Genomic DNA, 22,660 nt, shown 5'->3' with positions numbered 1-22,660 from the left:
GCGAACCGCTTCTCGCCGAGCGGTTGGCGCGCGCGATCACGCTGGGCGGGCCGATCCCGGTCAGCCAGTTCATGGCGGCCACCAACGCGCATTATTACGCGACACGCGATCCGCTCGGCGCCGCGGGCGATTTCACCACCGCGCCCGAGATCAGCCAGATGTTCGGTGAATTGATCGGGCTGTGGGCGGCCGACCTGTGGGATCGCGCCGGACGCCCCGAGGTCGCCTGGGTCGAGCTCGGACCCGGACGCGGTACGCTGACCGCCGATGCGCTGCGAGCGATGCGCGCGGCGGGGCTGACGCCGCCCGTTCATTTCGTCGAGAACAGCCCGGCGTTGCGCGACATCCAGGCGCGCGCCGTGCCCGACGCGACGTGGCACGATGACGTGTCCACGCTGCCGGTCGATCGCGCACTCATCGTCGTCGCGAACGAATTCTTCGACGCGCTGCCGATCCGGCAGCTGGTGCGCGGCCCCGATGGCTGGCGCGAGCGGCTGGTCGCTTGTCAGGACACGTTGTTCCTGCCGATCGCGGGAGCCGCGATGCCGCCGGGGATCATGCCCGACGCGCTCGACGGTGCCGCACCCGGATCGGTGGTCGAGACCTCGCCCGCCAGCGTCGCGATCATGGCGGGGCTCGCGGCGCTGATCGAGGCGCGGGGCGGCGCGATGCTGGTGATCGATTACGGCTACGAAGGGCCAGCGGTCGGCGACACGTTGCAGGCGGTGCGCGGCCACGCCTACGCCCATCCGTTCGAGGCGCCGGGCGAGCAGGACCTGACCGCGCACGTTGATTTCGCGACGCTGGGGCTCGCGGCGGAGGCATCCGGCTGCGCCCGCTCGGGCCCGGTCGGGCAAGGCGCATTCCTGTCCGCGCTCGGCATCGACGCACGCGCCGCGGCGCTCGGGCCGCGCGTGGCGGAGGATCGCCGCCGGCTGGTCGAGGAGATGGGTGAGTCGTTCCGCGTGATGGCGGTGACGCACCGCGACTGGCCCGAGCCGGCGGGTTTCCGATGATCGTCTACCGCGACGCCCTGCCCGACGATGGCCCCGCGATCGACGCGATGGCGCGACGCGTCTGGCTCACCACGTTCGGCCATTCCGCGCCACCGGCGGACATCGAGCGTTATCTGGCCGAGGCGTTCGGTGAGGACGGCGCGCTGATCCGCGACCTGCCCGACCCCGCGTTCGACTACCGCGTGGCGATGAGCGATGGCCGCGTGATCGGTTATGCCAAGATGAGCGCGCCGATCTTCACCGACGAGGTGGATGCGCGCGGCGCACATCAGTTGCGCCAGCTCTACGTCGACGCGGACTTCCACGGCCACGGCGTCGCACAGGCGTTGCTCGACTGGTCGCGCCGGATCGCGCAGTCGCGCGGCGCGTCGAACCTGCTGTTGACGGTGTGGGAGGAGAATGCCCGCGCTCGGCGCTTTTACGAGAAGCACGGCTTCGTCCACGTCGGTGACTACGCGTTCCAGACGGGGACGCAGATCGATCGCGACCTGATCATGCGGCTGGCGTTGTGAGTGACGTCGAGGTGATCCGTGCGGGCGTGCTCGCTGGCGTGCCGCACGGCTTTCTCGGGCGGCGCGGCGGCGCGTCGGAGGGCGTCTTTGCCGGGCTGAACGTGGGGGCAGGGTCGAGCGACGACGGCGGCGTGGTCGCCGCCAACCGCGCCTGGGCGCTGGAAGCAGTCAGGCCGGGCGCGACGCTGCTGACGCCGTACCAGATCCATTCCGCCGATTGCGTCACGGTGCGCGCGTCATTTTCGAACGGTGTTCGACCGCACGCCGACGCGCTGGTCAGCGACAACCCCGCGCTCGCGCTTGGTATCGTCACCGCGGATTGCGCGCCGGTGCTGCTGGCGGACACGGCGGCCGGGGTGGTCGGCGCGGCACATGCCGGGTGGAAGGGGGCGTTGGGCGGCGTGACCGATTCGACGATCGATGCGATGGAAGCGCTCGGCGCGGAGCGGGCGCGGATCGTCGCCGCGATCGGACCGTGCATTGCGCGCAGCAGCTACGAGGTCGACGCGGGCTTCCGGCGTCGTTTCGAGGAAGCGGACGCGGCGAACGAGCGCTTCTTCGCCGACGGCCGGGCGGACCACGCGCAATTCGATCTCGAAGGTTATGTCGCGCACCGTCTGGCCGCCGCGGGAGTACGGCGGATCGAGGCGCTGGGGCTCGACACCTACACCGACGAACAGCGTTTCTTCAGCTATCGCCGCGCGACGCACCGCGGCGAGCCCGATTACGGGCGGCAGATCGCAATCATCGGCCTGCCGGGCTGACGATAGGCCAGCCCGGCGAGCAGCCTTACAAGACAAAGCGGCTGAGGTCGGCGTTGCGCGCCACGCTGGCGAGCTGCTGCTCGACGTAAGCCGCGTCGACGACGAGGCTCTCGCCGCGGCGATCCTCGGCGTCGAAGCTGACTTCCTCGAGCAGCTTTTCCATCACCGTCTGCAACCGGCGCGCGCCGATGTTCTCGATCTCGCCGTTCACTTCCGCCGCGATGCGCGCGACCGCGCGGATGCCGTCGTCGGTGAAGCTGACCTCGACCCCTTCGGTGGCGATCAGCGCCTTGTATTGCGCGGGCAGCGACGCCTTGGTGTCGGACAGGATCGCGACGAAATCGTCCTCGCTCAGCCCCTTCAATTCGACGCGGATCGGCAGGCGGCCCTGGAGTTCGGGCAAGAGGTCGCTCGGCTTCGCAACGTGGAAGGCTCCGCTCGCGATGAAGAGGATGTGATCGGTCTTCATCGGCCCGTATTTGGTCGAGACGGTCGTCCCCTCGATCAACGGCAGCAGGTCACGCTGGACGCCCTCGCGGCTGACCGAGCCACCGCGCACGTCAGACACCGCGATCTTGTCGATCTCGTCGAGGAAGACGATGCCGTTCGCTTCCGCGTCGGCGAGCGCGACGCGGCTGACCTCGTCCTGGTCGAGCCGCTTGTCGGCTTCCTCCTCGACCAGCTTCTCCCACGCGGCGGGGACGAGCAGCTTGCGGCGCTGCTTGGGCGCGTTGTTGCCGAACGCCTTGCCCATCATCTCGCCGAGATTGATCATCCCGACCGAGCCGCCACCGGGAATGTCGAACGGCATCTGCGGAGTCTGGCTGAGTTCGAGCTCGATCTCGGTCTGGTCGAGGTGACCGTCGCGGAAACGCTGGCGGAAGCTCTCGCGCGTCGCCTGGCTCGAATCCTTGCCGACGAGTGCGTCAAGCAGGCGGTTCATCGCCGCCTCCTCGGCCTTGTCCTTGACCGCGAGACGCCGGCGTTCCTTTTCCAGTCGCACCGCTTCCTCGACGAGATCGCGCGCGATCTGCTCGACGTCGCGGCCGACGTAGCCGACCTCGGTGAACTTGGTCGCCTCGACCTTCACGAAGGGCGCGTCGGCGAGCTTCGCCAGACGGCGGCTGATCTCAGTCTTGCCGCACCCCGTAGGCCCGATCATCAGGATGTTCTTGGGCGTCACCTCGTCGCGCAGATCGGCGCCGAGCCGCTGGCGGCGCCAGCGGTTGCGCAGCGCGACCGCGACCGCGCGTTTCGCGTCGCGCTGTCCGATGATGTGCGCGTCGAGCGCGGCGACGATCGCCTTGGGCGTCAGATTGTCTTGCATGGGAAAACTCAATTGACCGAGTCGAGGGTTTCGACGACGAGGCGGTCGTTGGTGTAGACGCAGACGTCGGCGGCGATCTTCATCGCGCGGCGCGCGATCGTCTCGGCATCCTGTTCATAGTCGACCAGCGCACGCGCGGCGGCGAGCGCGAAATTGCCGCCCGATCCGATTGCGGCGATCCCGGCCTCCGGCTCCAGCACGTCGCCGTTGCCGGTCAGGATCAGCGTCACGTCGCGGTCGGCGACGATCATCATCGCCTCCAGATTGCGCAGATACTTGTCGGTGCGCCAGTCCTTGGCGAGCTCGACCGCGGCGCGCATCAACTGGCCGTTGTGGCGCTCCAGCTTCGCCTCCAGCCGCTCGAACAGCGTGAAGGCGTCGGCGGTCGCGCCGGCGAAGCCGCCGATGACCTTTCCTTCCTTACCCAATGTGCGGACCTTGCGCGCATTGGGCTTCATCACGGTCTGTCCCATCGAGACCTGGCCGTCGCCCGCGACGACGACCTTGCCGCCGCGCCGGACCGAGAGAATGGTGGTGCCGTGCCAGACCGGCATGGAATGTGGATCGTTCCCGCTCATGGCGCGCCATGTAGGTAGCGGCGCGGGATTGTGCCAACCCCGCCGCCCCGCGCCGCCCCCCGCCGACGGGCACGAAACTAGTGCGTGCGATGATGCAGAAAACCGGCGCACCATTTCCTATGTTGTAGCAAAACAAGGGAAACACGCGCATGCGATCTTTCCCTCCAAGGAGATGGTGCGTGCGTACCGACGACGACGACGATCGCGAATATTACAACCGCCGCGCGGAGGCCGAGATCGAGGCCGCCAGCGCGACGGAGAATCCCGCGGCGTGTCGCGCGCATTATCAGATGGCCGAACTCTACCTCGAACGCGCCTATTCCGACGACGATGGTGCGGGGGACGGCGCGGCGAGCGGGGGTGCCGCGGGCGCGTGACGCGTCAGCGCGGGCGCTTCCCCCACTCGCGCGCGACGGTGTAGCCGAGGTAGCCCGTCGCGAAGAGCGCGTAGAGCGGTTCGGGCAGCGCGTTCAGATATGCGGTCATCCCGCGTGCGATCGCCTGCGCCGCTGAGGGGCGGACCGCGGCGATCAACCCCAGCGGCACGCTCCAAAGCAGTAACGCGTACATGACGTAGAGGAACGACGGCCGCGCGCGGGTCGACCAGCGATCGGCTGCGGGGGTGGGCGTACGTGCGCCGGTCATCGCCGCGTACAGATTGGTCAGTTCATGGCGATCAAGCCGAAGCAGTTCGAGCTTGGCGGCGTCGCGCGCCTGCTGGTCGGGGATGATCCGGTCGAGCACGCCCGCGATGGGGGCGACGACGTCGGTGGCGGGAATGGCCATGATGAGGCTCCTGAATGGGTCGATGACGCGGCCGGCGGGCGGCCGGAAGGTCACAAAAGTCGCACCCCTATGCGTGCGTGCGCGTGCGCGTGGGGGTGCGGGAGGGCGCGCGACGGTGACGACACCGCGGGCAATGGCACGTTCCAGGCCCCGCTGCGGTCAGCCGAGCCGGTTGGCGAGCCAGCCGTAGAGGAACGCCTCATTCGCGGGACGTTGTTCGGCCAGCGCCAGGTAGCGTTCGCCCTGCAACGCCTCGACCGCCTTGACGAGCACCACCTCCCCGCTCGCGCGGCGCGTGGCGAGATACCGGTCGAGCGCGGCGAGCGTCTGCTCGCCGATGCGACCGTCGAGCGTCACGTCCGGGTAATCGCTCGCGCCGCGGTTGAGCGCGTTCAGCGCGCGCTGGAGAAAGCTCGTCGCGACCGCTGGCCCCATGTTGACCCCGGTGTCGAACAATTCAGCGGCGAGCGCGGGCGCGCGCGTCGCGACACGGTCGAACTGCGGGCGTACCCAATAGACGCGGCGATAGATTGCGACCGCCGCGGCGCGCGAGAAATGTCGCATCTCGCCGGCGAAACCGTTCGCCCGCGCAACCGCCTCGGTGATACCGAAGCGGGTCGCGCCGCCGCGGTCGGCGGGATGATGCGAATAGCCGCCTTCGCGGTCGATGACGGCGTCGATCAATTGGTCGATCATGTGAATGCTTCCCCGTGATGAAGGGAAGAACATTGCGTGAACACACGCGTGTAGGACAGCGCGCGACGGCAAATCGCCCGAGCGCCGTTCCGTGACCGACAATGATTGAATTGGTCGGGGCGACAGGATTCGAACCTGCGACCCCCACACCCCCAGTGTGATGCGCTACCAGGCTGCGCTACGCCCCGACCGAGCGGCGGCCATTACGCGCCGCGGCGCGCGGATGCAAGCGAATGTGTGGCGGGTGCCCGAACGGACGATGGCAGCAGCACGCACCGCTGCTCACGCCCGCCGCACGCCCCCTGCAGTCAGCCCCCGATCAGGTTGCGCGAATGCTGGCCGTCCCAGGCATCGATCTTCATCGACGCAGGTGCGTGTGCGCGCAGCGCGCGACCGAAGGCTTTCTGGTGGTCGGCCTGCCCGTGCGCGGCGAGCGCCTCGGGCGACGACCAGCGTTCGGCGACGCGGACGAGATCGGGGTCGGCCGCGTCGAAGGCGAAGCTGTATTCCTCGCATCCCTCCTCGGTCAGCACGGTCGCGACGTGATCGGCGAGCATCTTTGCCGCCTTCGCGCCTTCGCCCTCGCCCAGCTTGATCGTGCCCATCACCAGGATCGTCATCGGCTTGTCCTCTCGCTCCCGCGCGTGTCCGCCGCGCATCGCCCAAGGGCATATCGGTGCGCGCCGGTTGCGCCAACCCCCGCCTGATGGTAGCGGCCGAGACTTCCTGCGCGTGGGCATCCCTCACGCGCACCCCCGGTTTTGCATGGAAACGATGCTCATCTCCCCAGCTTATGCGCAGGCAGCCGGCGGCGCCGCATCCGCGAACGGCGCACTCGGCGGCTTTCTCGGCCTCGCGCCGCTGTTCCTCATCTTCATCGTCTTCTATTTCCTGATGATCCGCCCGCAGCAGGCGCGCGTGCGCAAGCTGCAGGACGCGGTCGCGGCGGCGAAGAAGGGCGATTCGGTTGTCACCGCGGGCGGGCTGGTCGGCAAGATCACGCGCGTCGAGGACGCCTTCGTCGAGGTCGAGATCGCACCCAACACCCGCGTCCGCGTGGTGAAGGCGACGCTGGCGGAGATCACGCCGCTCGGCTCCAAGCCCGCCAACGACTGAGCCGGATCGCCACGATGCTTGATTTCCCGCGCTGGAAGGTCGTTTCGATCTGGGCGTTCCTGGCCGTGCTGGTCGCGCTCGCGATCCCGAGCGTGGTGCCGGGGTTGAACGCGCGACTGCCGGTCAAGATACCGACGATCAACCTGGGGCTCGATCTGGCGGGCGGCAGCTACCTGCTGCTCGAGGCCGACACCAACGACGTCGCGGCGACGCGGGTCGAGGCGATGCGCGAGCAGGTCCAGACCGAGATGCGGCGCCAGAACCCGCGGATCGAGATCGGCGACATCTCCAGCCGCGGCGGGCAATTGTCGTTCCTGCTGCGCGATCCGAGCCAAGTCGATGCCGCGCGCGAACGGTTGCTCGCGATCACCGGCGGCGGCGCGGGCATGACCGGGCAGCGCGAATGGGACATCCAGGTCGTCGACACCAGCCGCTTCGTGCTGACGCCGACGCAGGCGGGTCTCGCGCAGGCGGTTGACCGCGCGATGCAGGACGCGACCGAGGTCGTGCGCCGCCGCATCGACGAACTGGGCACGCGCGAGCCGACGATCATCCGGCAGGGGTCGAACCGCATCGTCGTGCAGGTCCCGGGCCTGGGCAACCCGCAGGCGTTGAAGGATCTGCTGGGCAAGACCGCCAAGCTCGAGTTCAAGCTGGTCGACCAGAACGCCGATCCCGCGCAGCTCGCCAAGGGGCAGGCACCCGCGGGCAGCCAAGTGCTGCCGTATCCCGGCAGCCAGTTCGGCTTCATCGCGGTGAAGCGTTCCGCGATCATCACCGGCGACATGCTGTCGGACGCGCGGCAGGAGTTCGAACCGCAGACCAACGCGCCGCAGGTGTCGATCACCTTCGACGCGCAGGGCGGGCGCCGCTTCGCGCGCGTGACGCAGGAAAACGTCAACAAGCCGTTCGCGATCATCCTCGACAATTCGGTGATCTCCGCGCCCAACATCAACGAGCCGATCCTGGGCGGGCGCGCCGCGATCAACGGCGGGTTCACCACGGAAAGCGCCAACGCGCTCGCGATCGCGCTTCGCTCGGGCAAGCTGCCAGTGGCGCTGAAGGTGGTCGAGGAATCGACCGTCGGCCCCGATCTGGGCAAGGATTCGATCCGCGCGGGCATCATCGCCTCCGCGGTCGCGGTCGCGCTGGTGGTCGCGTTCATGCTGGTGACCTACGGCCGCTTCGGCGCGTACGCGAACCTCGCGGTCGTCATCAACGTGTTCGTCATCCTGGGCGTGCTGGCGCTGATCGGGGGTACGCTGACGCTGCCGGGCATCGCGGGCTTTGTGCTGACGATCGGCACCGCGGTCGACGCGAACGTGCTGATCAACGAGCGTATCCGCGAGGAATTCCATCGCGGGCGCAGCGTCGTGCAGTCGATCGAGCTCGGCTACAAGGAAGCGAGCCGGACGATCTTCGAGGCGAACGTGACGCACGCGATCTCGGGCATCATCATGTTCCTGCTGGGCTCGGGCCCGGTGAAGGGGTTCGCGGTGGTGCTGCTGATCGGCATCGCGACCAGCGTCTTCACCGCCGTCACCTTTACCCGCATGCTTGTCGCCGGTTGGGTGCGCCGCACCAAGCCCAAGACGATCAACATCTGAGCCGGGCGCACTCATGAAACTCCTCAAGCTCGTCCCCGACAACACCAACATCGATTTCGTGCGGCTGCGCGGCATCGCGTTCGGGCTGACCTTGCTGCTCAGCGTGATCGCGGTCGGGTTGACCGTGTACAAGGGCCTGAACTTCGGCGTCGATTTCGAAGGCGGCCTGATGATCGAGGAGCGGTTCGCCGCGCAGCCGCCGATCGACCAGGTCCGCACCGTGATCGAGCAGCAGAACGTCGGCGACGCCAACATCCAGCCGATCGGCGACGGCACCACGCTGTCGATCCGGCTGCCCGTTCAGTCGGGCGGCGATGAGGGCGCGACCAATGCTGCGGTGAAGAAGGTCGAGGCAGCGCTCGCCGCCAAATTCCCCGGTGCGACGTTCCTGCGTTACTCGACCGTGTCGGGCAAGGTATCGGGCGAGCTGGTGCGCAACGGCGCGATCGCGATCGTGCTCGCGATCCTCGGCATCGGCCTGTTCGCTATCTTCCGCTTCGAATGGCAGTTCGGCGTATCGACGATCGTCGCGATCGTCCACGACCTGCTGATGACGCTCGGCTTCTTCGCGCTGACGCAGTTCGAGTTCGACCTGAACATCGTCGCCGCGGTGCTGACGATCATCGGTTACTCGATCAACGACAAGATCGTGATCGACGACCGCATCCGCGAGAACATGCGGCGGTACCGCAAGATGGAGATGCGCGAGATCATCAACCTGTCGGTCAACGAGACGCTGCCGCGTACCGTCATGACCTCGGTGACGATCCTGCTCGCGCTCGGCGCCCTGCTGTTCCTCGGCGGGCACGTGCTGCGCGGGTTCACCGCGGCGATGATCCTGGGCATCTTCGTCGGCACCTATTCGTCGATCTACGTGTCGTCGTCGCTGCTGATCTCGCTCGGCCTGCGCGCCGAGCCCGAGGGCGGCGCGGCGCGGCCGGGACGCGGCGGCATCGAGAATGCCGAGCGCGTCGGACCGCGGAACTGACGATGATGGTGACGCGCGGATGGTAACGCGGGGCGGCGGATCGATGCGGATGGACCGTGCGGGCGCCGCGGGTCCGCTGATCCGCGCAATGGGGCCGAGCGGGTTTCGCGTCGACGAGAACGTCTACACCGCGCTCACGCTGACGCCGACGCGCGCTGACGGCTGGTCACCCCCGCCGCTCGCCGAGCTGGACGAGGCGGCGCTGGCGGCGATCCTGACCGATAGTCCGGAGTTCGTGCTGCTGGGGACGGGCGCGAACCTCGCGCGGCCGCCGCGCGCGCTGATTGCGGCGCTGGAGGCGCGCGGGATCGGGATCGAGGCGATGGACAGCCGCGCCGCCGCGCGCGCCTGGGGCGTACTGCGCGCCGAGGACCGTCAGGTGGTGGCGGCGCTCTACCCGATCGACGCATAGCTCCGGCGCGATCGACTGCGCGCCACGTCAGCGCCGCGCGATCAAGCCAGACAGGTGATCGTACAAGGCGGCGGTATTCGCCGCCCAGGTGAACCGCTCGGCATGGCGGCGCGTGTCGCCGCGCGCGGGTGGATCGGCGAGCAATGATTGAAGCGCCGCGGCGAAGGCGGTCGGCGTGCGCGCGACGACGCGACCCGCGGCAGGATCGGTCACCACCTCGCGCGCGCCGCCCGCGTGCGCGATAACGATCGGCGTCCCGCACGCGAGCGATTCGATCCAGGCATTGGCGAGCCCTTCCGATGACGACGCGAGCGCGGTCGCGTCAGCCGCGGCGAGCCAGCGCGGCAGATCGGCGTGCGCGACGCTGCCGAGCAGGCGGACACGATCGGCGAGCCCGCGTGCGGCGATCAATTGTGTCAACCGCGCTCGCTCCGGCCCCTCCCCCGCGATCGCGAGTGTCACGCCCGGAAGGTCGGCGACCGCCGCGATCACGATGTCGTGGCCCTTGCGCGGGATCAGCGCGCCGACCGAGACGATGAGCGGTCCGGTGACGCCGAGCTCACGCTTCGCACGAGAGCGCGCGGCGGGGGCGAAGCGATCGAGATCGACGCCGGTATGATGGACGCGGATGCGCGCGGCGGGCAGCCCGAGCGCGAGCATGTCGTCGCGCATCGCGGCGCTGACCGCGAGCAGCCCGTCGGCACGCTGCCCCGCTGCCGCGACCTGGCATGCGGTCGCGCGGGCGCGGCCCCAATGGTGGATGTCCGCGCCGCGCGCTTTGATCGAGACGGGCACGCCGTAACGCGCGCCGAGCGCCACCGCGGCCGGCCCGTCGGGGAAGAAGAAGCTTGCGTCGATCACGTCGAAGGCGAAATCGTCTCGCACCCGGTCGAGCACGGGGCGCAGCGCGCGCGCGAGCGCCGCGGCATGGAAACGCCCGGCAGTCCCGGGCAGCGCGGTGAAGCGCGGACGTCGCACGTCGAGGCCGTGCCATGTCTCGCGCAGCGGCAGTCGGCCGAGCGCGCGGTAGTGCGGGTGTCGCGCGAGCGGCCACGGCGGCAGGCCGACCGGGGCGACGACGCGCAGGTCGACGTCCGGGTGCGCGGCGAGCCCAAGCGTCTGCCGCTCGACGAAGATGCCGAAATTGGGCCGGGTCGCGTCGGGAAACAGCGTGGAGAGCGTGAGCACGCGCATGCGGCGGGGGTATAGGCGGCGAGGGTTAACGACTGGACGCGTGCGGCCCACGTGATCGGAACATGCGCGGGCTCGTTGAGGGCCGGCGGGACGGCGCAGACGCAGAAAGGCCCGGACGTTTCCGCCCGGGCCCTTCGCTTACCTGTCGTTCAACGCTTACTTGTTCTGGTAGGTACCGGAAAAGCTGCTGTTGAGGTTGGTATCTGTGCTGCCCGTGCCCGTCGCCGAGCTGCTCGCACCTGTGGTGCCGGTCGACATACCCGACGTGCTCTCACCGCTGCCGTAGCCGGTCGCGGTCGACTGCGAGCGCTGGCCGGCCGTGTTCTCGCTGGTGCGATCACCGTAACCGAACATCGCCTGCTTGTTTTCCTCGTCGCGCCACTGCTTCTTCGCCTCGTCGGCGGTCTTCGACAGCGTCACCTTCTTGTCCTCGACCGACTGGATCCAGCTCGACGGGATCGAGTGGTGCTGGCCGCCCGCGTCGACGTCGTTCTTGGTCAGCAGGATGCGGTCGCCGCGCACCTTGTCGACGGTGCCGACGTGGCTGCCGTCCGATCCGACGACCTCGGCATGCTCCTTCACCTTGTCGAGCGCGTCGCGCTGCGTCTGGCGGTTGGTGCGCCACGAGCTGAACTCGTTCTGGAACTTGGTGCGGTTCTCGCTACGATATTCGTCATAGTCGCGGTCGAGCGCCGCGATCTGGCCCGAGCGCCAGTGGTGGTAATCGGAGTCGCGATCGTGACGGTCGCGCTGGTTATACTCGCGCTCGTCGTAGCGGTTGTCCATCTCGCGGCGACGCTCGGCATCCTCGTCACCGAACCATGAACGGACCTCGTCGCCCGCGCGCGCGAAGAAACCGCGGTCCTGATAGTCGTAGCCCTGCGGCGCGCGTCCGTAATTGCCGCCGCGCTGCGAATCGCCACGGTCGTTGCCGCCGTAGCGGGTCTGCTCGCCGCGGCCGTAGCTGCGGTTGCGATCGTTGTCGTCGTCCCAATGCTTGCGGTTGCCGACGTCGACGAAGCGACGCCCGTCCGAGCCGTAGCTGCCGTGATACTCGTTGCTGCCCGACGCGCCGTACTGGCCCGACTGACCATATTGGCGCGACTGCCCGTAGTCGGACTGACCGTAGCTAGAGCGGCCATCGTTGGACTGCCCATAGTTGGATTGGCCGTAGTTCGAGCGGCCATAATCCGACCCGCCGTAGTTCGAGCCGTAGCTCGACCGGCCGTCGTCCGAGCGACTGTAGCCGCGGTCGTCGCGATCGCGGTTGTAGTCGCGCGCGTAGCCGGCGTTGCCATACTCACGCTGCCCGTAGGAGCCCGATCCGTCGCGGTCGCGTCCACCGCGATCGTCGCGGTCGTCGTCGCGGCCCATCATGCCCGCCGACTGATAGTCGCGCGCGCTCGAATAGCTGTATTGACGACCCGAGCCGTAGTCGCGGCCATAGTCCTGCGTCTCTTCGCGATTGTAATAATCGCCCTGCGGATTGGTGCCGCGCGGGTAACGTTCGTAGCCCATTAGGTCCTCCTTGCTGGACAGCAACGCGCCGATTGTCTGCGTCGTGCGGGAGGGAAAAAGCCCCGGGCCGATCCTTCGTTCCTGCCGTTTCGGCCACGTAACGGGCGCTCGTCGCAACCGAAGCTCGCTTGATCCACATCAAGATATCCGCGCGTGCCGGTCTGACGGCAGGTCGAACGGCGTCGCCCACTTGCGCGCGGGCAGGCATCACCCGATGAACGTAATCAAGAGGAGAGCGCATGATGGTCGCAAACGCGCCGGCACCGACAGGCAGCATTGATCGGGGGCCCGACAGTCATGATCGGGTGTGCGCATGAGCGATCATCCTACCCGCGCGGCAGTCGAGGATGCCGATCTGCCGCCCGCGATCCCGGCGGCGACGCTGGTGATCTTTCGCGAGCGCGAGAGCGGCGCGCCAGACCTGCTGATGGTCGAACGCGCGCAGAAGATGGCGTTCGCCGCCGGCGCGATGGTGTTTCCCGGCGGCCGCGTCGATCCGGGCGACGAAACGCTCGCGCAAACGCTCGCGCCCGGTGACGACGGCGAGGTCGCCGCGCGGATCGCAGCGGTGCGCGAGACGATCGAGGAGGCGGGGCTGCCGATCGGGCTCTCGCCGATGCCGTCGGCGGCGGCACTAGACGGGATGCGGCGCGCGCTCCACGCCGGCGCGTCGTTCGCCGAGGTGCTGCGCGACGCCGGCGTCGCGCTCGACCTCGACCAATTGGTGCCGTTCGCGCGCTGGCGCCCGGCGCACCGCCACATGCGGATCTTCGACACGCGCTTCTATCTCGCGCGATTGCCCGCCGACGCGCCGGGCGCGAGCGTCGACCGGACCGAGAACGTCCGGCTGGCGTGGGCGAGCGCCGACGAGGTGCTGGCGCAGGCCGATGCGGGCCGGCTGTCGATCATCTTTCCGACCCGCCGCAACCTCGAGCGGCTGGCGCAGTTTGCATCCTTCGACGAGGCGGTCGCGCACGCCCGCGCGACGCCCGTGCGCGTCGTGACGCCCTGGGCCGAGCAGCGCGAGGGAGAGGAACGGCTCTGCATACCCGAGGACCTCGGCTATCCGGTGACGTCGGAGGCGATCGACCAGGCGCTGCGGGGGTGAGCGCGGGTGCGGGTGTGCGCGCGATCCGCCGCGCGCGCCACGCGCTGCGTGCCTTGGTGATCGTTGGCGTGATCGCGCTGCTCGCACTGATCGCCTGGGGCGTGCTGCGCGGGCGGCCGCAGGATCTGCCGTGGACGCCGCTCGACCTGTCGCAACCGATCGGCGCGTTCACCGGGCGAAAGCTGACCGCGCTCACAACGGATTCCGGCGCCTGCCGCGCGCTGCTCGATCGCGCCGGGGTCCGTTACACCGCGCTGCCGCCGCGCGACGATGGCGCGCGCTGCGGATACGACGACGCGGTCCGCTTCACGCGCGGCGGCGCGCGTGACATCGCCTACGCGCCGGCGGGGCTCGGCATCGCCTGCCCGGTCGCGGCGGCGCTCGCCAAATGGGAATGGGACGTGGTGCAACCCGCCGCAGAGCGACATTTCGGGACACGCGTCGCGTCGATCGACCATTTCGGCAGCTATTCGTGCCGACGCATCTACGGGCGCGACGCGGGCAATTGGAGCGATCATTCGACCGCCGACGCCGTCGACATCGCGGGGTTCCGCATGGCGGACGGGCGACGCGTGACGGTGGTGCGCGACTGGACCGGTGGGGACAGCGAGGCAGCGCGGCAGGATGCGGCGTTCCTGCGCGAGGTGCGCGACGGCGCGTGCCGGTTGTTCGCGACGGTGCTGTCGCCCGACTATAACGCCGCGCACCGCGATCACTTCCACCTCGACCAGGCGAACCGCGGCGCGGCGGGATGGCGCGCGTGCCGGTGAACGCGATCACGCTCGACGCGCGCGGCTGGCGGGAGTTTCGCGACATCTACGCCGCGCTGCTGCCCGCGCTCGGCGCCCCCGACTGGCACGGGCCGAACCTCGACGCGGTCTACGATGCCCTGGTCGCGGGGCATTACCGCGTCGCGCTGCCGCTCGTCGTGACGATCCGCGACACCGCATCGGCGAGCGAGGCGGTGCGCGCCTATCTGCCGCGGCTCGTCACCGTCTTCGACGACGCGCGCGCGCAATACGGCATCGACGCGCGACTGGTGATCGCGTGAGCAATCAGTGGAGCGGCACGCCCGCGTCGACCTTCTCGACCCAGTGCGGGTAGAAAGCGGGCTGACGCGACGACCAGCCCGACGCGGTCGCCGCCGCCTCGCTGATCGACTGCAACAGCTTGCGGCGCAGTTCGGGGTGGAGGTGCGGCAGGGCGGCTGCCGAGCAGAACGCCGCGGGCAGCCACGGCCGCACGCGCGCGCCGATCAGCCGCTCGTAGAGGAAGCGATAGGCCGAGAAGCTGAGCAACCGCCCCTGCCCCAGATCGAACGCCGAGGTGACGACGAGCGGACCGAGGAACGGCTCCACCGCGTCGAGCCCGCTGTCGTCGGGCACGGCTGCGCGCAAGTCGGCGAGCCGGCGATAATGGCGCGCCTGCGTACGGATCGATGCCGCCTCGACCACGTCGCGCGACCAGCGCAGCATCGCGTCCTGCCGCTCGAGCCCGACATCGAGGCTGCGGCGGATGTAGCGCTGCGTCGCCGCCGGAAAGCTCGCGAACTCCTTCATCTCCGCCAGCGTCATCGCACCTTCCGCCGGCTTCATCCTCGCGCTCATCGCCCAACCCCGCCCGATCACCATGCCATGCGGAGCATCATGCGCTAGGATGGTTAACGCCAGCCTTAACGGTGGGTGCGCCGCGTCATAAATTCATCACGGACGATGCCGCAGCGCAACATGAATGCGGCAGGACGAGGCACAACTTATCTTTTGTTACGATAGGTGCGTCTTGCCGGCAACAGCGTGTCTATGGTCGCACGCCCCAACGAGAAAGGGCCGACGTAGCGCCGGCCCCCTCTTCTTCGCATCGTACGGAGATGATCAGGCGTCGCGCTGACGCTCGGCCTCTTCCGCCGCGTCGAAGCCCGACGACGCCGGCGGCTCGTCCTTGCGGCCGGGGATCGTCGAGGAAATTGGGTCCGACGCGTCCATCGATTCGTCCAGCCCCTCGTCGAGCTTGGCGTCCTCGTTCGACGGGTCCTTCTGCAGCCGCTTGGTGATCATCTTGTCCTGGCCGGCATCCTGGCGCGCGTCCTTGCTGCCGCCGGCATTGCCCGCCTGCGTGCCCTCGTCGGGGGCCACCGACATGCTGTCGAGCGCGCGATCGTCGATCGGGTTATCGGACACCTGAACCTCCATTGACTGTTTCGGCACATCAACGACGAGCGGGCGTGCCTGTTCCTGCGCCACGCGCTCAGAGGCGGGTCACCGTCACGCGCTGCTGCTGGAGCCAGGCGCTGCCGAAGATTGTCATGAACGCAATGTCGGTCGCGTCGCGCCCGACGCAGACGCGCGCGATCTCGTCGGGATGCGCCATGCCGGTCGGGTCAACCAGCCGCCACGCGCCGCCCAGCCACAATTCGACCACCGCATGGAAATCGGGCGGCTCGACGCCCGGCGCATAGGCCGCGACGCAGCGCGCCGGGATCTCGCCCGCGCGCGCGAGCGCGACGAGCAGGTGCGCGAAATCACGGCAGACACCGCGCCGCTCGGCGAAGGTATCGAGCGCGCCGGTACGCCCGTCGCTGCCCGCGCCGTCATAGTCGAGGTTGGTGCGCACCCACTCGGTCAGCGCGACCGCCAGATCGCCGCCGCGCAGCCCCGCGAACGTGCGGCGCAGGAAATGGTCGAAACGGTGCGACTCGCAGTAACGGCTCGGCAGCAGATAGGGGATCGTCTGCGGCGGCAGCAGCGCCGCGGGGGTGTGCGGCATCGCGGCGAGCGACGGCGTGGCGCGGTCGATCCGCACCACCGCGCGATAATGCGCGACCAGGCGGTGCTCGGCGGTCGCCCAGGTGCGCTGGCCGATCCCCTCCTCGCCCGCCACCGCGCGGATCGGATTGTCGCTCTCGATGATAAGCGATTGTTCTTCGAGCCGCTGGTCGGGCAGCGCCGCCGCCTCGATCTGGAGCAGCACGTCGGCGCGCTCGGGAAAGCCGTAATCGAGAAAGGCGTCGATCGAGAGGCGCACGCGCGGAGGGTCTTTCGCTGAACGGAAACGGGCCCGGCGAAACCGCCGAGCCCGTGTCGCTTGTTCCGTCGCTCGATCGCGATCAGTCGCGGCCGGAGCCGAACAGACGCAGGATAAACAGGAACATGTTGATGAAGTCGAGATACAGCGTCAGCGCGGCGAGCACCACTGCCTTCGACACCAGTTCACCGTGACCGGCGACCTGGAAATACATGCTCTTCGTCCGCTGCGTGTCATAGGCGGTGAGCCCGGCGAAGAGCAGCACGCCGACCAGCGAGATGACCAGGCCGAGCGGGCCAGAGTTCACGAACATGTTGATCAGGCTGGCGACGATCAGGCCGACCAGACCGATGATCAGGAACGTGCCGAACGCTGACAAGTCACGCTTGGTGGTGTAGCCGTAGAGGCTGAGCGCCGCGAAGCCCGCGGCGGTCGCGAAGAACGCCTGCGCGATCGCGACCGGCGAGTAGACGAGGAAGATCGTCGACAGCGACAGCCCCATCGCGACTGCGAAACCCCAGAACATCGCGCGCAGCTGGCCCGAGCTGAAGCGGTTTTGCCCGAAGCTCATCGCGAATACGAAGGCGAGCGGCGCGAGCACGATCACCCACTTGAGCGGCGTCTGAAACACCGCGGCGGCGTAGCCCGACAGCGCGAACGCCAGCGCGACGATACCCGTCAGCAGCACGCCCGAGGTCATGTAGTTGTAAACAGACAGCATGTACGACCGGAGACCCGCGTCGTGGGCGGCATCCCGCGTACCGGCCTGCCCCGCCCCGAAGCGGGCGGTAGAGGACCGGGGGTCCGACCAGTTTGCCATTGTCAATTCGCTCCTTCGTCCGGCATGAAGCGCCGGATCACCAACCGATATTGCGCGCGGGCGATCCCTTTTCAAGCGAGCCGGATGGTTAGCGCGCGGCGGAGCAATTGTTCGTTACACGTGTTCGTCGCGGCATCGGGTCGCGGTCGGCGGTCATGGAATTCTGGGAGGGTCGATGCACCGCCTGTTCGTCGCGCTGCGCCCGCCCCCCGACATCCGCGACGCGCTCGTCGACGTGATGGACGAACTGCCCGGCGCGCGGTGGCAGGACGAGGAGCAGTTGCACGTCACGCTGCGCTTCATCGGCGAGGTCGAGCGGCCGCAGGCGGAGGACATCGCCGCCGCGCTGGCGGCGGTATCAGCCCCGGTGATCGAGGCACGCGTCGACGGGGTCGGCACGTTCGATCGCCGCGGGCGCGTCGACACGCTTTGGGCGCGGATCGTGCCCGCCGAGCCGCTCGCGGCGCTCCACCGCAAGGTCGATCAGGCGCTGGCGCGCGCCGGGGTGGCGCGCGACGAGCGGCGCTACCTGCCGCATCTGACGCTGGCACGCTTTGGACGATCGAGCAGCGACGCGGGCGCGATCGCGCGCTGGGTCGCCGACCACGCTGCGCTGAAGACGGCGACGTTCACGCTGCCGCACCTGATCCTGTACGAAAGCCACCTCGGTCACGATGGCGCGCGCTACGAACCGGTCGTGCGCTGGCCGCTGGCGCCTGGCGACGACGCCCGCTAGGCTCGCCGTCCAGGGATAGGTGAAGGGGACGGGGATGGCAGCGACACGAGCCACGCAGACGGCAGGCGGGCCGGCGGTCGCGGACGATCTGCGCCCGAGCGACGCGCGTGCGACCGGCTACGCCTGGTACGTGCTCGCGCTGCTGTTCGTCGTCTACATCCTGAATTTCGTCGACCGGCAGGTGATTTCGATCCTGGCGGAGGACATCAAGCGCGACCTTCACCTGCAGGACGAGGATCTGGGCTTCCTCTACGGCACCGCGTTCGGCGTGTTCTATTCGCTGTTCGGTATCCCGCTCGGGCGATTGGCCGACAGCTGGTCGCGTGTGCGGTTGATGACGATCGGGCTCGGGCTGTGGTCGACGATGACCGCGCTGTCGGGTTTCTCCGCGTCGGGCGCGCAACTGACCGCGGCACGGATCGGCGTCGGTGTCGGCGAGGCGACCGCCTCCCCCTCGGCCTATTCGCTGATCTCGGATTATTTTCCCAAGAAACTGCGCGCGACCGCGCTGTCAATCTACTCGGCGGGAATCTACGTCGGCGGGGGCTGCTCGCTGTTCATCGGCGGCGCGATCGTGCAGCGCTGGAATGCGGCCTATCCCGCGGGCGGGCCGCTCGGGCTCGTCGGGTGGCAGGCGGCGTTCCTCGCGGTCGGTCTGCCGGGGCTGGTGCTCGCGATCTGGATCGCGACGCTGCGCGAGCCGATCCGTGGCGCGGTGGAAGGATTGCCCGAGCCCGAGGCACATCCCGCGCCCTTCCGCGCCTTTTTTGACGAACTGGTGACGATCCTGCCGCCGCTGACGCTGATCGGCGCGCTGCGCGGGGGGCCGCGCGCGCTGCTGGTCAATTTGCTCGGGCTCGGCGTCGTCGTGGTAGCCGTCACCGTCCTGCTCGCGGCGGGCGAGCCCGCGCCGCAGTGGATCGCGGTCGGGACCGGATGCTATGCCGTCTTTTCGTGGGCCTGCGCGCTCAAGCGGCGCGATCCGGCGACCTTCGCGCTGATCGTCGGCACGCCCGCGTTCGTCTGCACCGTCGTCGCCTACGGCCTGAACGCATTCCTCAGCTACGCCGCGAGTTTCTGGGCCGCGCCCTATGCGATGCGCGTGCTGGGGGTCGAGCCGGCGGTGGCGGGGCTGATCCTCGGCGGCGTCGGCGCCTTGTCGGGGTTCCTGGGCGTGACCGTCGGTGGCGTGGTGGGCGACCGGTTGCGGCAGCGCAATCCCGCGGGGCGGCTGGTGATGGTGATCGCGGGCGCGGCGCTGCCGGTGCCGTTCCTGGCGCTCGGCTTCACCACCGGCTCGCCCGCGGTCCTTTACCCCTGCCTGTTCGCGGCGCAGTTCTTTGCCAGCCTCGCGCTCGGATCGGCGGCGGCGACGACGCAGGATCTCGTGCTGCCGCGGATGCGCGGAGCGGCGACCGCGACCTTCTTCATCGGCACGACGCTCCTTGGCCTCGCGCTCGGGCCGTATCTCGCCGGGCGGGTGTCGACGCTGACGGGGAGCCTCTCGACCGGCATGCTGTCGCTGTTGTTGACGGTGCCGATCACGCTCACCGCCGCGATCGCCGCCTATCGCCTGGTCCCCGCCGCCGAGCGGACCCGCGAGGAGCGCGCACGCGCGGCGGGGGAAATCGTCTAGTCGCAGGATGTGGCAGGGGACGGGCCACTGCCGCCCCGTCCCCCCGCGACCGACGCGCCGCCTCAGGCGGGCTGGAACACGCCGCAGGCGATACGATCGCCCGAATTGCCCGACGGATCGGTCATCAGGTCGTCCGCCTTGGCATGGACGATGAACGCCGCACCATCGGCGTCGAGCAGGCTCGCCATCGTCGCGCCGGGGATCGTCGCGCCGATCGTGCCGCGCCCGCCCGAGTCGACCACGAGATTGGGCAGGTCGCCCTCATGTGGGCCCTGCGGGTTCATCGAGCCATGCTTGCGCCCCGTCGGGTTCCAGTGACCGCCCGCGGTGGTGAAGGCGGGCGCGTCGCAACGGCCGACCGCGTGGACGTGAACGCCGTGCGTCCCGACCGGCATCGACATGCCGTCGACCGTGAAGCGCAGCCCGCCCGCGACCTCGGTCGCGGTCGCGCGACCCACGTCGGTGCCGTCGGCGGTGCGCAGGCTCGCCACCGCCTTCGCGCCGCCCGCCATCGGCGTGCCCGTCGCCATCTCCTCGCGCGCGCACGCGCCGAGCGCGAGCGTCGTGCCCGCCGCGATCATCAATGCCAGCCGCATCATCTTCTCCCTGTTGTAACGGAATCGCGTTGAAACCGGATCGCGAGCGAAACGGGTCGCCGGCCCCGGCGTTCCCACACGCGCTCTCACGCGTCGATTCAGCGTCCCCGCGCGACCAGCGCGACGATCCGGCGCGCGCTGGCGGCGCCCTGCGCGATCGCTAACGCGAGGACGAGGTTGAGCAAGACCAGCTCGGTCAAGAAGAACCACAAGGGCGACCCCGCGATCATGCTCAGCCCGAGCAGGATCGTGCGCGGATTGGCACCGATAATTGCGAGCACCGGCAGCGTGCGCGTCCCCGCGGCGCGGGCGAGGTCGGCGATCCGACGACGCTCGGGCGCGTCGTGCGCGGCGCCGACGACCAGTGCGTCGACGCGGCTGGTCGCACCCGACATGCGGTTCCACGCCCACAGATACGCGCGCGACAGCGCCCCGCCGAGCCCCGGCTGCGGCGTGCGCTGGTTCTGCAGCCACGGCACGTCGTAGACCCACCATTGATAGCTGCGCCGCGCACTCTCGGCATAGACCGACTGCACCGCGCGCGACACCCCCGCCCCGACCGCGATCGCCCACGCGACCCAGCCGATCGACCCGTCGAGCTGCGCAGCGAGCAGCGCGTAGAGGATGCCGTGCCCGAAATAGTCGCACATGCCGTCGACCACCTCGCCGCGCGGCGATGCGCGCCCCGACAACCGCGCGAGCATTCCGTCCGCGCCGTCGACGACGTGCCACGACAGGTGCAGCAGGAAACCGATCGCGATCCCCCACGCGCCGCCGATCAGCGTGTAGAAGACGCCCGCGGCGACTACCATCACCGCGCCGAACACCGACACCATGTTGGGCGTGACGGGCGTCGGGACCAGCGCGCGCGCGAGCGCCCCCGCGATCGGATGGTAGATCGCCGCGTTCAGAAAACCTTGCAGTTCCCGCGGCTTTCCCGCCACAGTGGGTCGAAATTCGTCCACGCTTTCCCTCGTGCAGGCGCGGCCGCGATGGTGTACGATCACCCTTTGCTTGACAGCCGCAACGGTTCTGTCACGAAGCGGCAAATTTTCTGTCTTGTGCCGGACATGCCCGGCAAGTGGGGATCAATGAATACCATCAAGGTCGCGGTTATCGGTGTCGGCAATTGCGCCAGCAGTCTGGTGCAGGGCAAGTACCATTATACCGGCAGCAACACCGCCAGCGGCCTGATCCACGAGGATATCGGCGGCTACAAGGTCGGCGACATGGAGTTCGTCGCGGCGTTCGACGTCGACAGCCGCAAGGTCGGTCTCGACCTGGGCGAGGCGATCTTCGCCAAGCCGAACTGCACCAAGGTGTTCCACGCCGACGTGCCCAAGACCGGCACGATCGTGAAGATGGGCGCGAAGCTCGACGGCGTTGCCCCGCACATGCTGACCGCCGCGAACGACCGCGGGTTCGAGATCAACGACACGCGCGACGCCGAAAAGGCGGAGATCGTCGCCGAGCTGAAGCGTTCGGGCGCGGAGATCCTGGTCAACTTCCTGCCGGTCGGCAGCCAGGAAGCGACCGAATTCTACATGGAATGCGCGCTCGAGGCTGGCCTGGGCGTCGTCAACTGCATGCCGGTGTTCATCGCCTCGCGTCCGGAATGGGAAAAGAAGTTCGCCGACGCGGGTCTCCCGATCATCGGTGACGACGTGAAGGCGCAGGTCGGTGCGACGATCGTCCACCGCGTGCTCTCCAACCTGTTCGGCCAGCGCGGCGTGACGATCGATCACACGTACCAGCTCAACACTGGTGGCAACACCGACTTCATGAACATGCTCGACCGCAACCGGCTGGCGAGCAAGAAGGAGTCGAAGACCGAGGCGGTGCAGGCGGTGATCGCCGAGCGTCTGGCGGACGAGAATATCCACGTCGGGCCGTCGGACTATATTCCGTGGCTCGGCGACAACAAGCTGTGCTTCCTCCGCCTCGAGGGCGATCTGTTCGGCGGCGTGCCGATGAACCTCGAACTGCGCCTGTCGGTCGAGGATTCGCCCAACAGCGCGGCGGTGGTCGTCGACGCGATCCGCTGCGTGAAGCTCGGCCTCGACCGCAAGGTCGGCGGCGCGCTCGCCGGCCCGTCGGCGTTCTTCTGCAAGCACCCGCCCGAGCAGGTGACCGACGACGTCGCGGCGCAGATGACCGACGAGTTCATCGCCGGTCACGAAGCCCGCATCGCGGCCGAGTAAGCTCGAACCTTCACGCCAGGATCGCGCC

Annotated in this window: 27 protein-coding genes and 1 tRNA gene; 14 read left to right on the top strand and 14 right to left on the bottom strand. The window is 68.9% G+C overall.

Annotation, left to right across the window (positions count from 1 at the left end):
- Nucleotides 1–23 precede the first annotated feature (23 nt).
- From KZ810_RS05385 to pgeF, 3 genes are read left to right on the top strand one after another with little or no spacing between them, the layout of a single operon-like run.
- Nucleotides 24–1,016 carry a class I SAM-dependent methyltransferase gene (locus KZ810_RS05385; RefSeq protein WP_444547600.1) on the top strand — a complete coding sequence of 331 codons (993 nt, stop codon included), beginning with the start codon at nucleotides 24–26 and terminating at the stop codon, nucleotides 1,014–1,016.
- Complete coding sequence (locus KZ810_RS05380; RefSeq protein ID WP_219767976.1) at nucleotides 1,013–1,528, top strand: GNAT family N-acetyltransferase; 516 nt, start codon at nucleotides 1,013–1,015, stop codon at nucleotides 1,526–1,528. Before KZ810_RS05385 ends, KZ810_RS05380 begins: the two co-directional genes overlap by 4 nt.
- Nucleotides 1,525–2,292 carry a peptidoglycan editing factor PgeF gene (gene pgeF, locus KZ810_RS05375; RefSeq protein WP_219767975.1) on the top strand — a complete coding sequence of 256 codons (768 nt, stop codon included), beginning with the start codon at nucleotides 1,525–1,527 and terminating at the stop codon, nucleotides 2,290–2,292. Before KZ810_RS05380 ends, pgeF begins: the two co-directional genes overlap by 4 nt.
- A 25-nt stretch (nucleotides 2,293–2,317) precedes the next feature.
- Here pgeF and hslU read toward each other — a convergent pair whose 3' ends face one another.
- The gene (gene hslU / locus KZ810_RS05370; RefSeq protein ID WP_219767974.1) at nucleotides 2,318–3,619 is read right to left on the bottom strand and encodes an ATP-dependent protease ATPase subunit HslU; all 1,302 of its coding nucleotides are present in this window, start codon (nucleotides 3,617–3,619) and stop codon (nucleotides 2,318–2,320) included.
- An 8-nt stretch (nucleotides 3,620–3,627) separates the two neighbouring features.
- The gene (hslV, locus tag KZ810_RS05365; protein ID WP_219767973.1) at nucleotides 3,628–4,173 is read right to left on the bottom strand and encodes an ATP-dependent protease subunit HslV; all 546 of its coding nucleotides are present in this window, start codon (nucleotides 4,171–4,173) and stop codon (nucleotides 3,628–3,630) included.
- A gap of 203 nt (nucleotides 4,174–4,376) precedes the next feature.
- Here hslV and KZ810_RS05360 point away from each other — a divergent pair, with 203 nt between their 5' ends.
- Nucleotides 4,377–4,574, top strand: a complete 198-nt coding sequence (locus KZ810_RS05360; protein ID WP_258044470.1) for a hypothetical protein — start codon at nucleotides 4,377–4,379, stop codon at nucleotides 4,572–4,574.
- Nucleotides 4,575–4,578: 4 nt separating this feature from the next.
- Here the strand turns inward: KZ810_RS05360 and KZ810_RS05355 are convergent, their stop codons facing one another.
- The 4 genes from KZ810_RS05355 to KZ810_RS05340 form a co-directional block, all read right to left on the bottom strand.
- Nucleotides 4,579–4,983, bottom strand: coding sequence for a 3TM-type holin (locus KZ810_RS05355; RefSeq protein ID WP_219767971.1), 405 nt, complete (start codon nucleotides 4,981–4,983; stop codon nucleotides 4,579–4,581).
- Between the two features lie 159 nt (nucleotides 4,984–5,142).
- Nucleotides 5,143–5,679 carry a glycoside hydrolase family 108 protein gene (locus tag KZ810_RS05350; RefSeq protein WP_219767970.1) on the bottom strand — a complete coding sequence of 179 codons (537 nt, stop codon included), beginning with the start codon at nucleotides 5,677–5,679 and terminating at the stop codon, nucleotides 5,143–5,145.
- Nucleotides 5,680–5,790: 111 nt separating this feature from the next.
- Nucleotides 5,791–5,867, bottom strand: a tRNA-Pro gene (locus KZ810_RS05345).
- Nucleotides 5,868–5,987: 120 nt separating this feature from the next.
- Nucleotides 5,988–6,299, bottom strand: coding sequence for a putative quinol monooxygenase (locus KZ810_RS05340; protein WP_219767969.1), 312 nt, complete (start codon nucleotides 6,297–6,299; stop codon nucleotides 5,988–5,990).
- 154 nt (nucleotides 6,300–6,453) lie between these two features.
- Between KZ810_RS05340 and yajC the strand changes: the two genes are divergently transcribed.
- From yajC to KZ810_RS05320, 4 genes are read left to right on the top strand one after another with little or no spacing between them, the layout of a single operon-like run.
- Nucleotides 6,454–6,795, top strand: coding sequence for a preprotein translocase subunit YajC (yajC, locus tag KZ810_RS05335; RefSeq protein WP_219767968.1), 342 nt, complete (start codon nucleotides 6,454–6,456; stop codon nucleotides 6,793–6,795).
- A 14-nt stretch (nucleotides 6,796–6,809) separates the two neighbouring features.
- Complete coding sequence (gene secD, locus KZ810_RS05330) at nucleotides 6,810–8,402, top strand: protein translocase subunit SecD (RefSeq protein ID WP_219767967.1); 1,593 nt, start codon at nucleotides 6,810–6,812, stop codon at nucleotides 8,400–8,402.
- Between the two features lie 13 nt (nucleotides 8,403–8,415).
- Nucleotides 8,416–9,390 carry a protein translocase subunit SecF gene (gene secF, locus KZ810_RS05325; RefSeq protein ID WP_219767966.1) on the top strand — a complete coding sequence of 325 codons (975 nt, stop codon included), beginning with the start codon at nucleotides 8,416–8,418 and terminating at the stop codon, nucleotides 9,388–9,390.
- A gap of 43 nt (nucleotides 9,391–9,433) precedes the next feature.
- Nucleotides 9,434–9,802 carry an MTH938/NDUFAF3 family protein gene (locus tag KZ810_RS05320; protein ID WP_258044469.1) on the top strand — a complete coding sequence of 123 codons (369 nt, stop codon included), beginning with the start codon at nucleotides 9,434–9,436 and terminating at the stop codon, nucleotides 9,800–9,802.
- Nucleotides 9,803–9,829: 27 nt separating this feature from the next.
- On the opposite strand, the gene KZ810_RS05315 is transcribed toward KZ810_RS05320, so the two are convergent.
- Together KZ810_RS05315 and KZ810_RS05310 are read right to left on the bottom strand one after the other, a co-directional pair.
- Nucleotides 9,830–10,996 carry a glycosyltransferase gene (locus KZ810_RS05315; RefSeq protein ID WP_219767964.1) on the bottom strand — a complete coding sequence of 389 codons (1,167 nt, stop codon included), beginning with the start codon at nucleotides 10,994–10,996 and terminating at the stop codon, nucleotides 9,830–9,832.
- 156 nt (nucleotides 10,997–11,152) lie between these two features.
- Nucleotides 11,153–12,514: a DUF2171 domain-containing protein gene (locus KZ810_RS05310; RefSeq protein WP_219767963.1), complete on the bottom strand. Its 1,362-nt coding sequence runs from the start codon at nucleotides 12,512–12,514 to the stop codon at nucleotides 11,153–11,155.
- Between the two features lie 313 nt (nucleotides 12,515–12,827).
- Here KZ810_RS05310 and KZ810_RS05305 point away from each other — a divergent pair, with 313 nt between their 5' ends.
- From KZ810_RS05305 to KZ810_RS05295, 3 genes are read left to right on the top strand one after another with little or no spacing between them, the layout of a single operon-like run.
- Nucleotides 12,828–13,622 carry an NUDIX hydrolase gene (locus tag KZ810_RS05305; RefSeq protein ID WP_219767962.1) on the top strand — a complete coding sequence of 265 codons (795 nt, stop codon included), beginning with the start codon at nucleotides 12,828–12,830 and terminating at the stop codon, nucleotides 13,620–13,622.
- 23 nt (nucleotides 13,623–13,645) lie between these two features.
- The gene (locus KZ810_RS05300) at nucleotides 13,646–14,392 is read left to right on the top strand and encodes an extensin-like domain-containing protein (RefSeq protein WP_373369144.1); all 747 of its coding nucleotides are present in this window, start codon (nucleotides 13,646–13,648) and stop codon (nucleotides 14,390–14,392) included.
- Entirely contained in the window at nucleotides 14,389–14,673 is a 285-nt protein-coding gene (locus KZ810_RS05295; RefSeq protein ID WP_219767960.1) for a barstar family protein, read from the top strand. Before KZ810_RS05300 ends, KZ810_RS05295 begins: the two co-directional genes overlap by 4 nt.
- Nucleotides 14,674–14,677: 4 nt before the next feature.
- Here the strand turns inward: KZ810_RS05295 and KZ810_RS05290 are convergent, their stop codons facing one another.
- The 4 genes from KZ810_RS05290 to KZ810_RS05275 all read right to left on the bottom strand — a co-directional run bounded on the left by KZ810_RS05290 (nucleotide 14,678) and on the right by KZ810_RS05275 (nucleotide 17,463).
- Nucleotides 14,678–15,229, bottom strand: coding sequence for a hypothetical protein (locus KZ810_RS05290; protein WP_219767959.1), 552 nt, complete (start codon nucleotides 15,227–15,229; stop codon nucleotides 14,678–14,680).
- A 264-nt stretch (nucleotides 15,230–15,493) separates the two neighbouring features.
- Nucleotides 15,494–15,799, bottom strand: coding sequence for a hypothetical protein (locus KZ810_RS05285; protein ID WP_219767958.1), 306 nt, complete (start codon nucleotides 15,797–15,799; stop codon nucleotides 15,494–15,496).
- 67 nt (nucleotides 15,800–15,866) lie between these two features.
- Nucleotides 15,867–16,643 (bottom strand): transglutaminase-like domain-containing protein, encoded by a 777-nt coding sequence (locus KZ810_RS05280; protein ID WP_219767957.1) that lies wholly within the window; start codon nucleotides 16,641–16,643, stop codon nucleotides 15,867–15,869.
- Nucleotides 16,644–16,725: 82 nt separating this feature from the next.
- On the bottom strand, nucleotides 16,726–17,463 hold the full coding sequence (locus tag KZ810_RS05275; RefSeq protein ID WP_219767956.1) for a Bax inhibitor-1/YccA family protein: 738 nt from the start codon (nucleotides 17,461–17,463) through the stop codon (nucleotides 16,726–16,728).
- 175 nt (nucleotides 17,464–17,638) lie between these two features.
- Between KZ810_RS05275 and thpR the strand changes: the two genes are divergently transcribed.
- Both thpR and KZ810_RS05265 read left to right on the top strand, forming a co-directional pair.
- A complete protein-coding gene (thpR, locus tag KZ810_RS05270; protein WP_219767955.1) occupies nucleotides 17,639–18,199 on the top strand; it encodes an RNA 2',3'-cyclic phosphodiesterase in 561 nt (186 codons plus the stop codon).
- A 34-nt stretch (nucleotides 18,200–18,233) separates the two neighbouring features.
- Nucleotides 18,234–19,835 carry a spinster family MFS transporter gene (locus KZ810_RS05265; protein WP_258044466.1) on the top strand — a complete coding sequence of 534 codons (1,602 nt, stop codon included), beginning with the start codon at nucleotides 18,234–18,236 and terminating at the stop codon, nucleotides 19,833–19,835.
- Nucleotides 19,836–19,897: 62 nt separating this feature from the next.
- Here the strand turns inward: KZ810_RS05265 and KZ810_RS05260 are convergent, their stop codons facing one another.
- Together KZ810_RS05260 and KZ810_RS05255 are read right to left on the bottom strand one after the other, a co-directional pair.
- The gene (locus tag KZ810_RS05260; RefSeq protein WP_219767954.1) at nucleotides 19,898–20,431 is read right to left on the bottom strand and encodes a superoxide dismutase family protein; all 534 of its coding nucleotides are present in this window, start codon (nucleotides 20,429–20,431) and stop codon (nucleotides 19,898–19,900) included.
- 98 nt (nucleotides 20,432–20,529) lie between these two features.
- Nucleotides 20,530–21,396, bottom strand: a complete 867-nt coding sequence (locus KZ810_RS05255; protein ID WP_219767953.1) for a CDP-alcohol phosphatidyltransferase family protein — start codon at nucleotides 21,394–21,396, stop codon at nucleotides 20,530–20,532.
- A gap of 126 nt (nucleotides 21,397–21,522) precedes the next feature.
- Here KZ810_RS05255 and KZ810_RS05250 point away from each other — a divergent pair, with 126 nt between their 5' ends.
- Nucleotides 21,523–22,632 carry an inositol-3-phosphate synthase gene (locus tag KZ810_RS05250; protein ID WP_219767952.1) on the top strand — a complete coding sequence of 370 codons (1,110 nt, stop codon included), beginning with the start codon at nucleotides 21,523–21,525 and terminating at the stop codon, nucleotides 22,630–22,632.
- Nucleotides 22,633–22,660 lie beyond the last annotated feature (28 nt).

Source organism: Sphingomonas citricola, from assembly GCF_019429535.1.
Taxonomy (GTDB): domain Bacteria; phylum Pseudomonadota; class Alphaproteobacteria; order Sphingomonadales; family Sphingomonadaceae; genus Sphingomonas; species Sphingomonas citricola.
The sequence above is the reverse complement of the archived record's forward strand: the minus strand, read 5'-3'. Positions and strand labels throughout refer to the sequence as shown.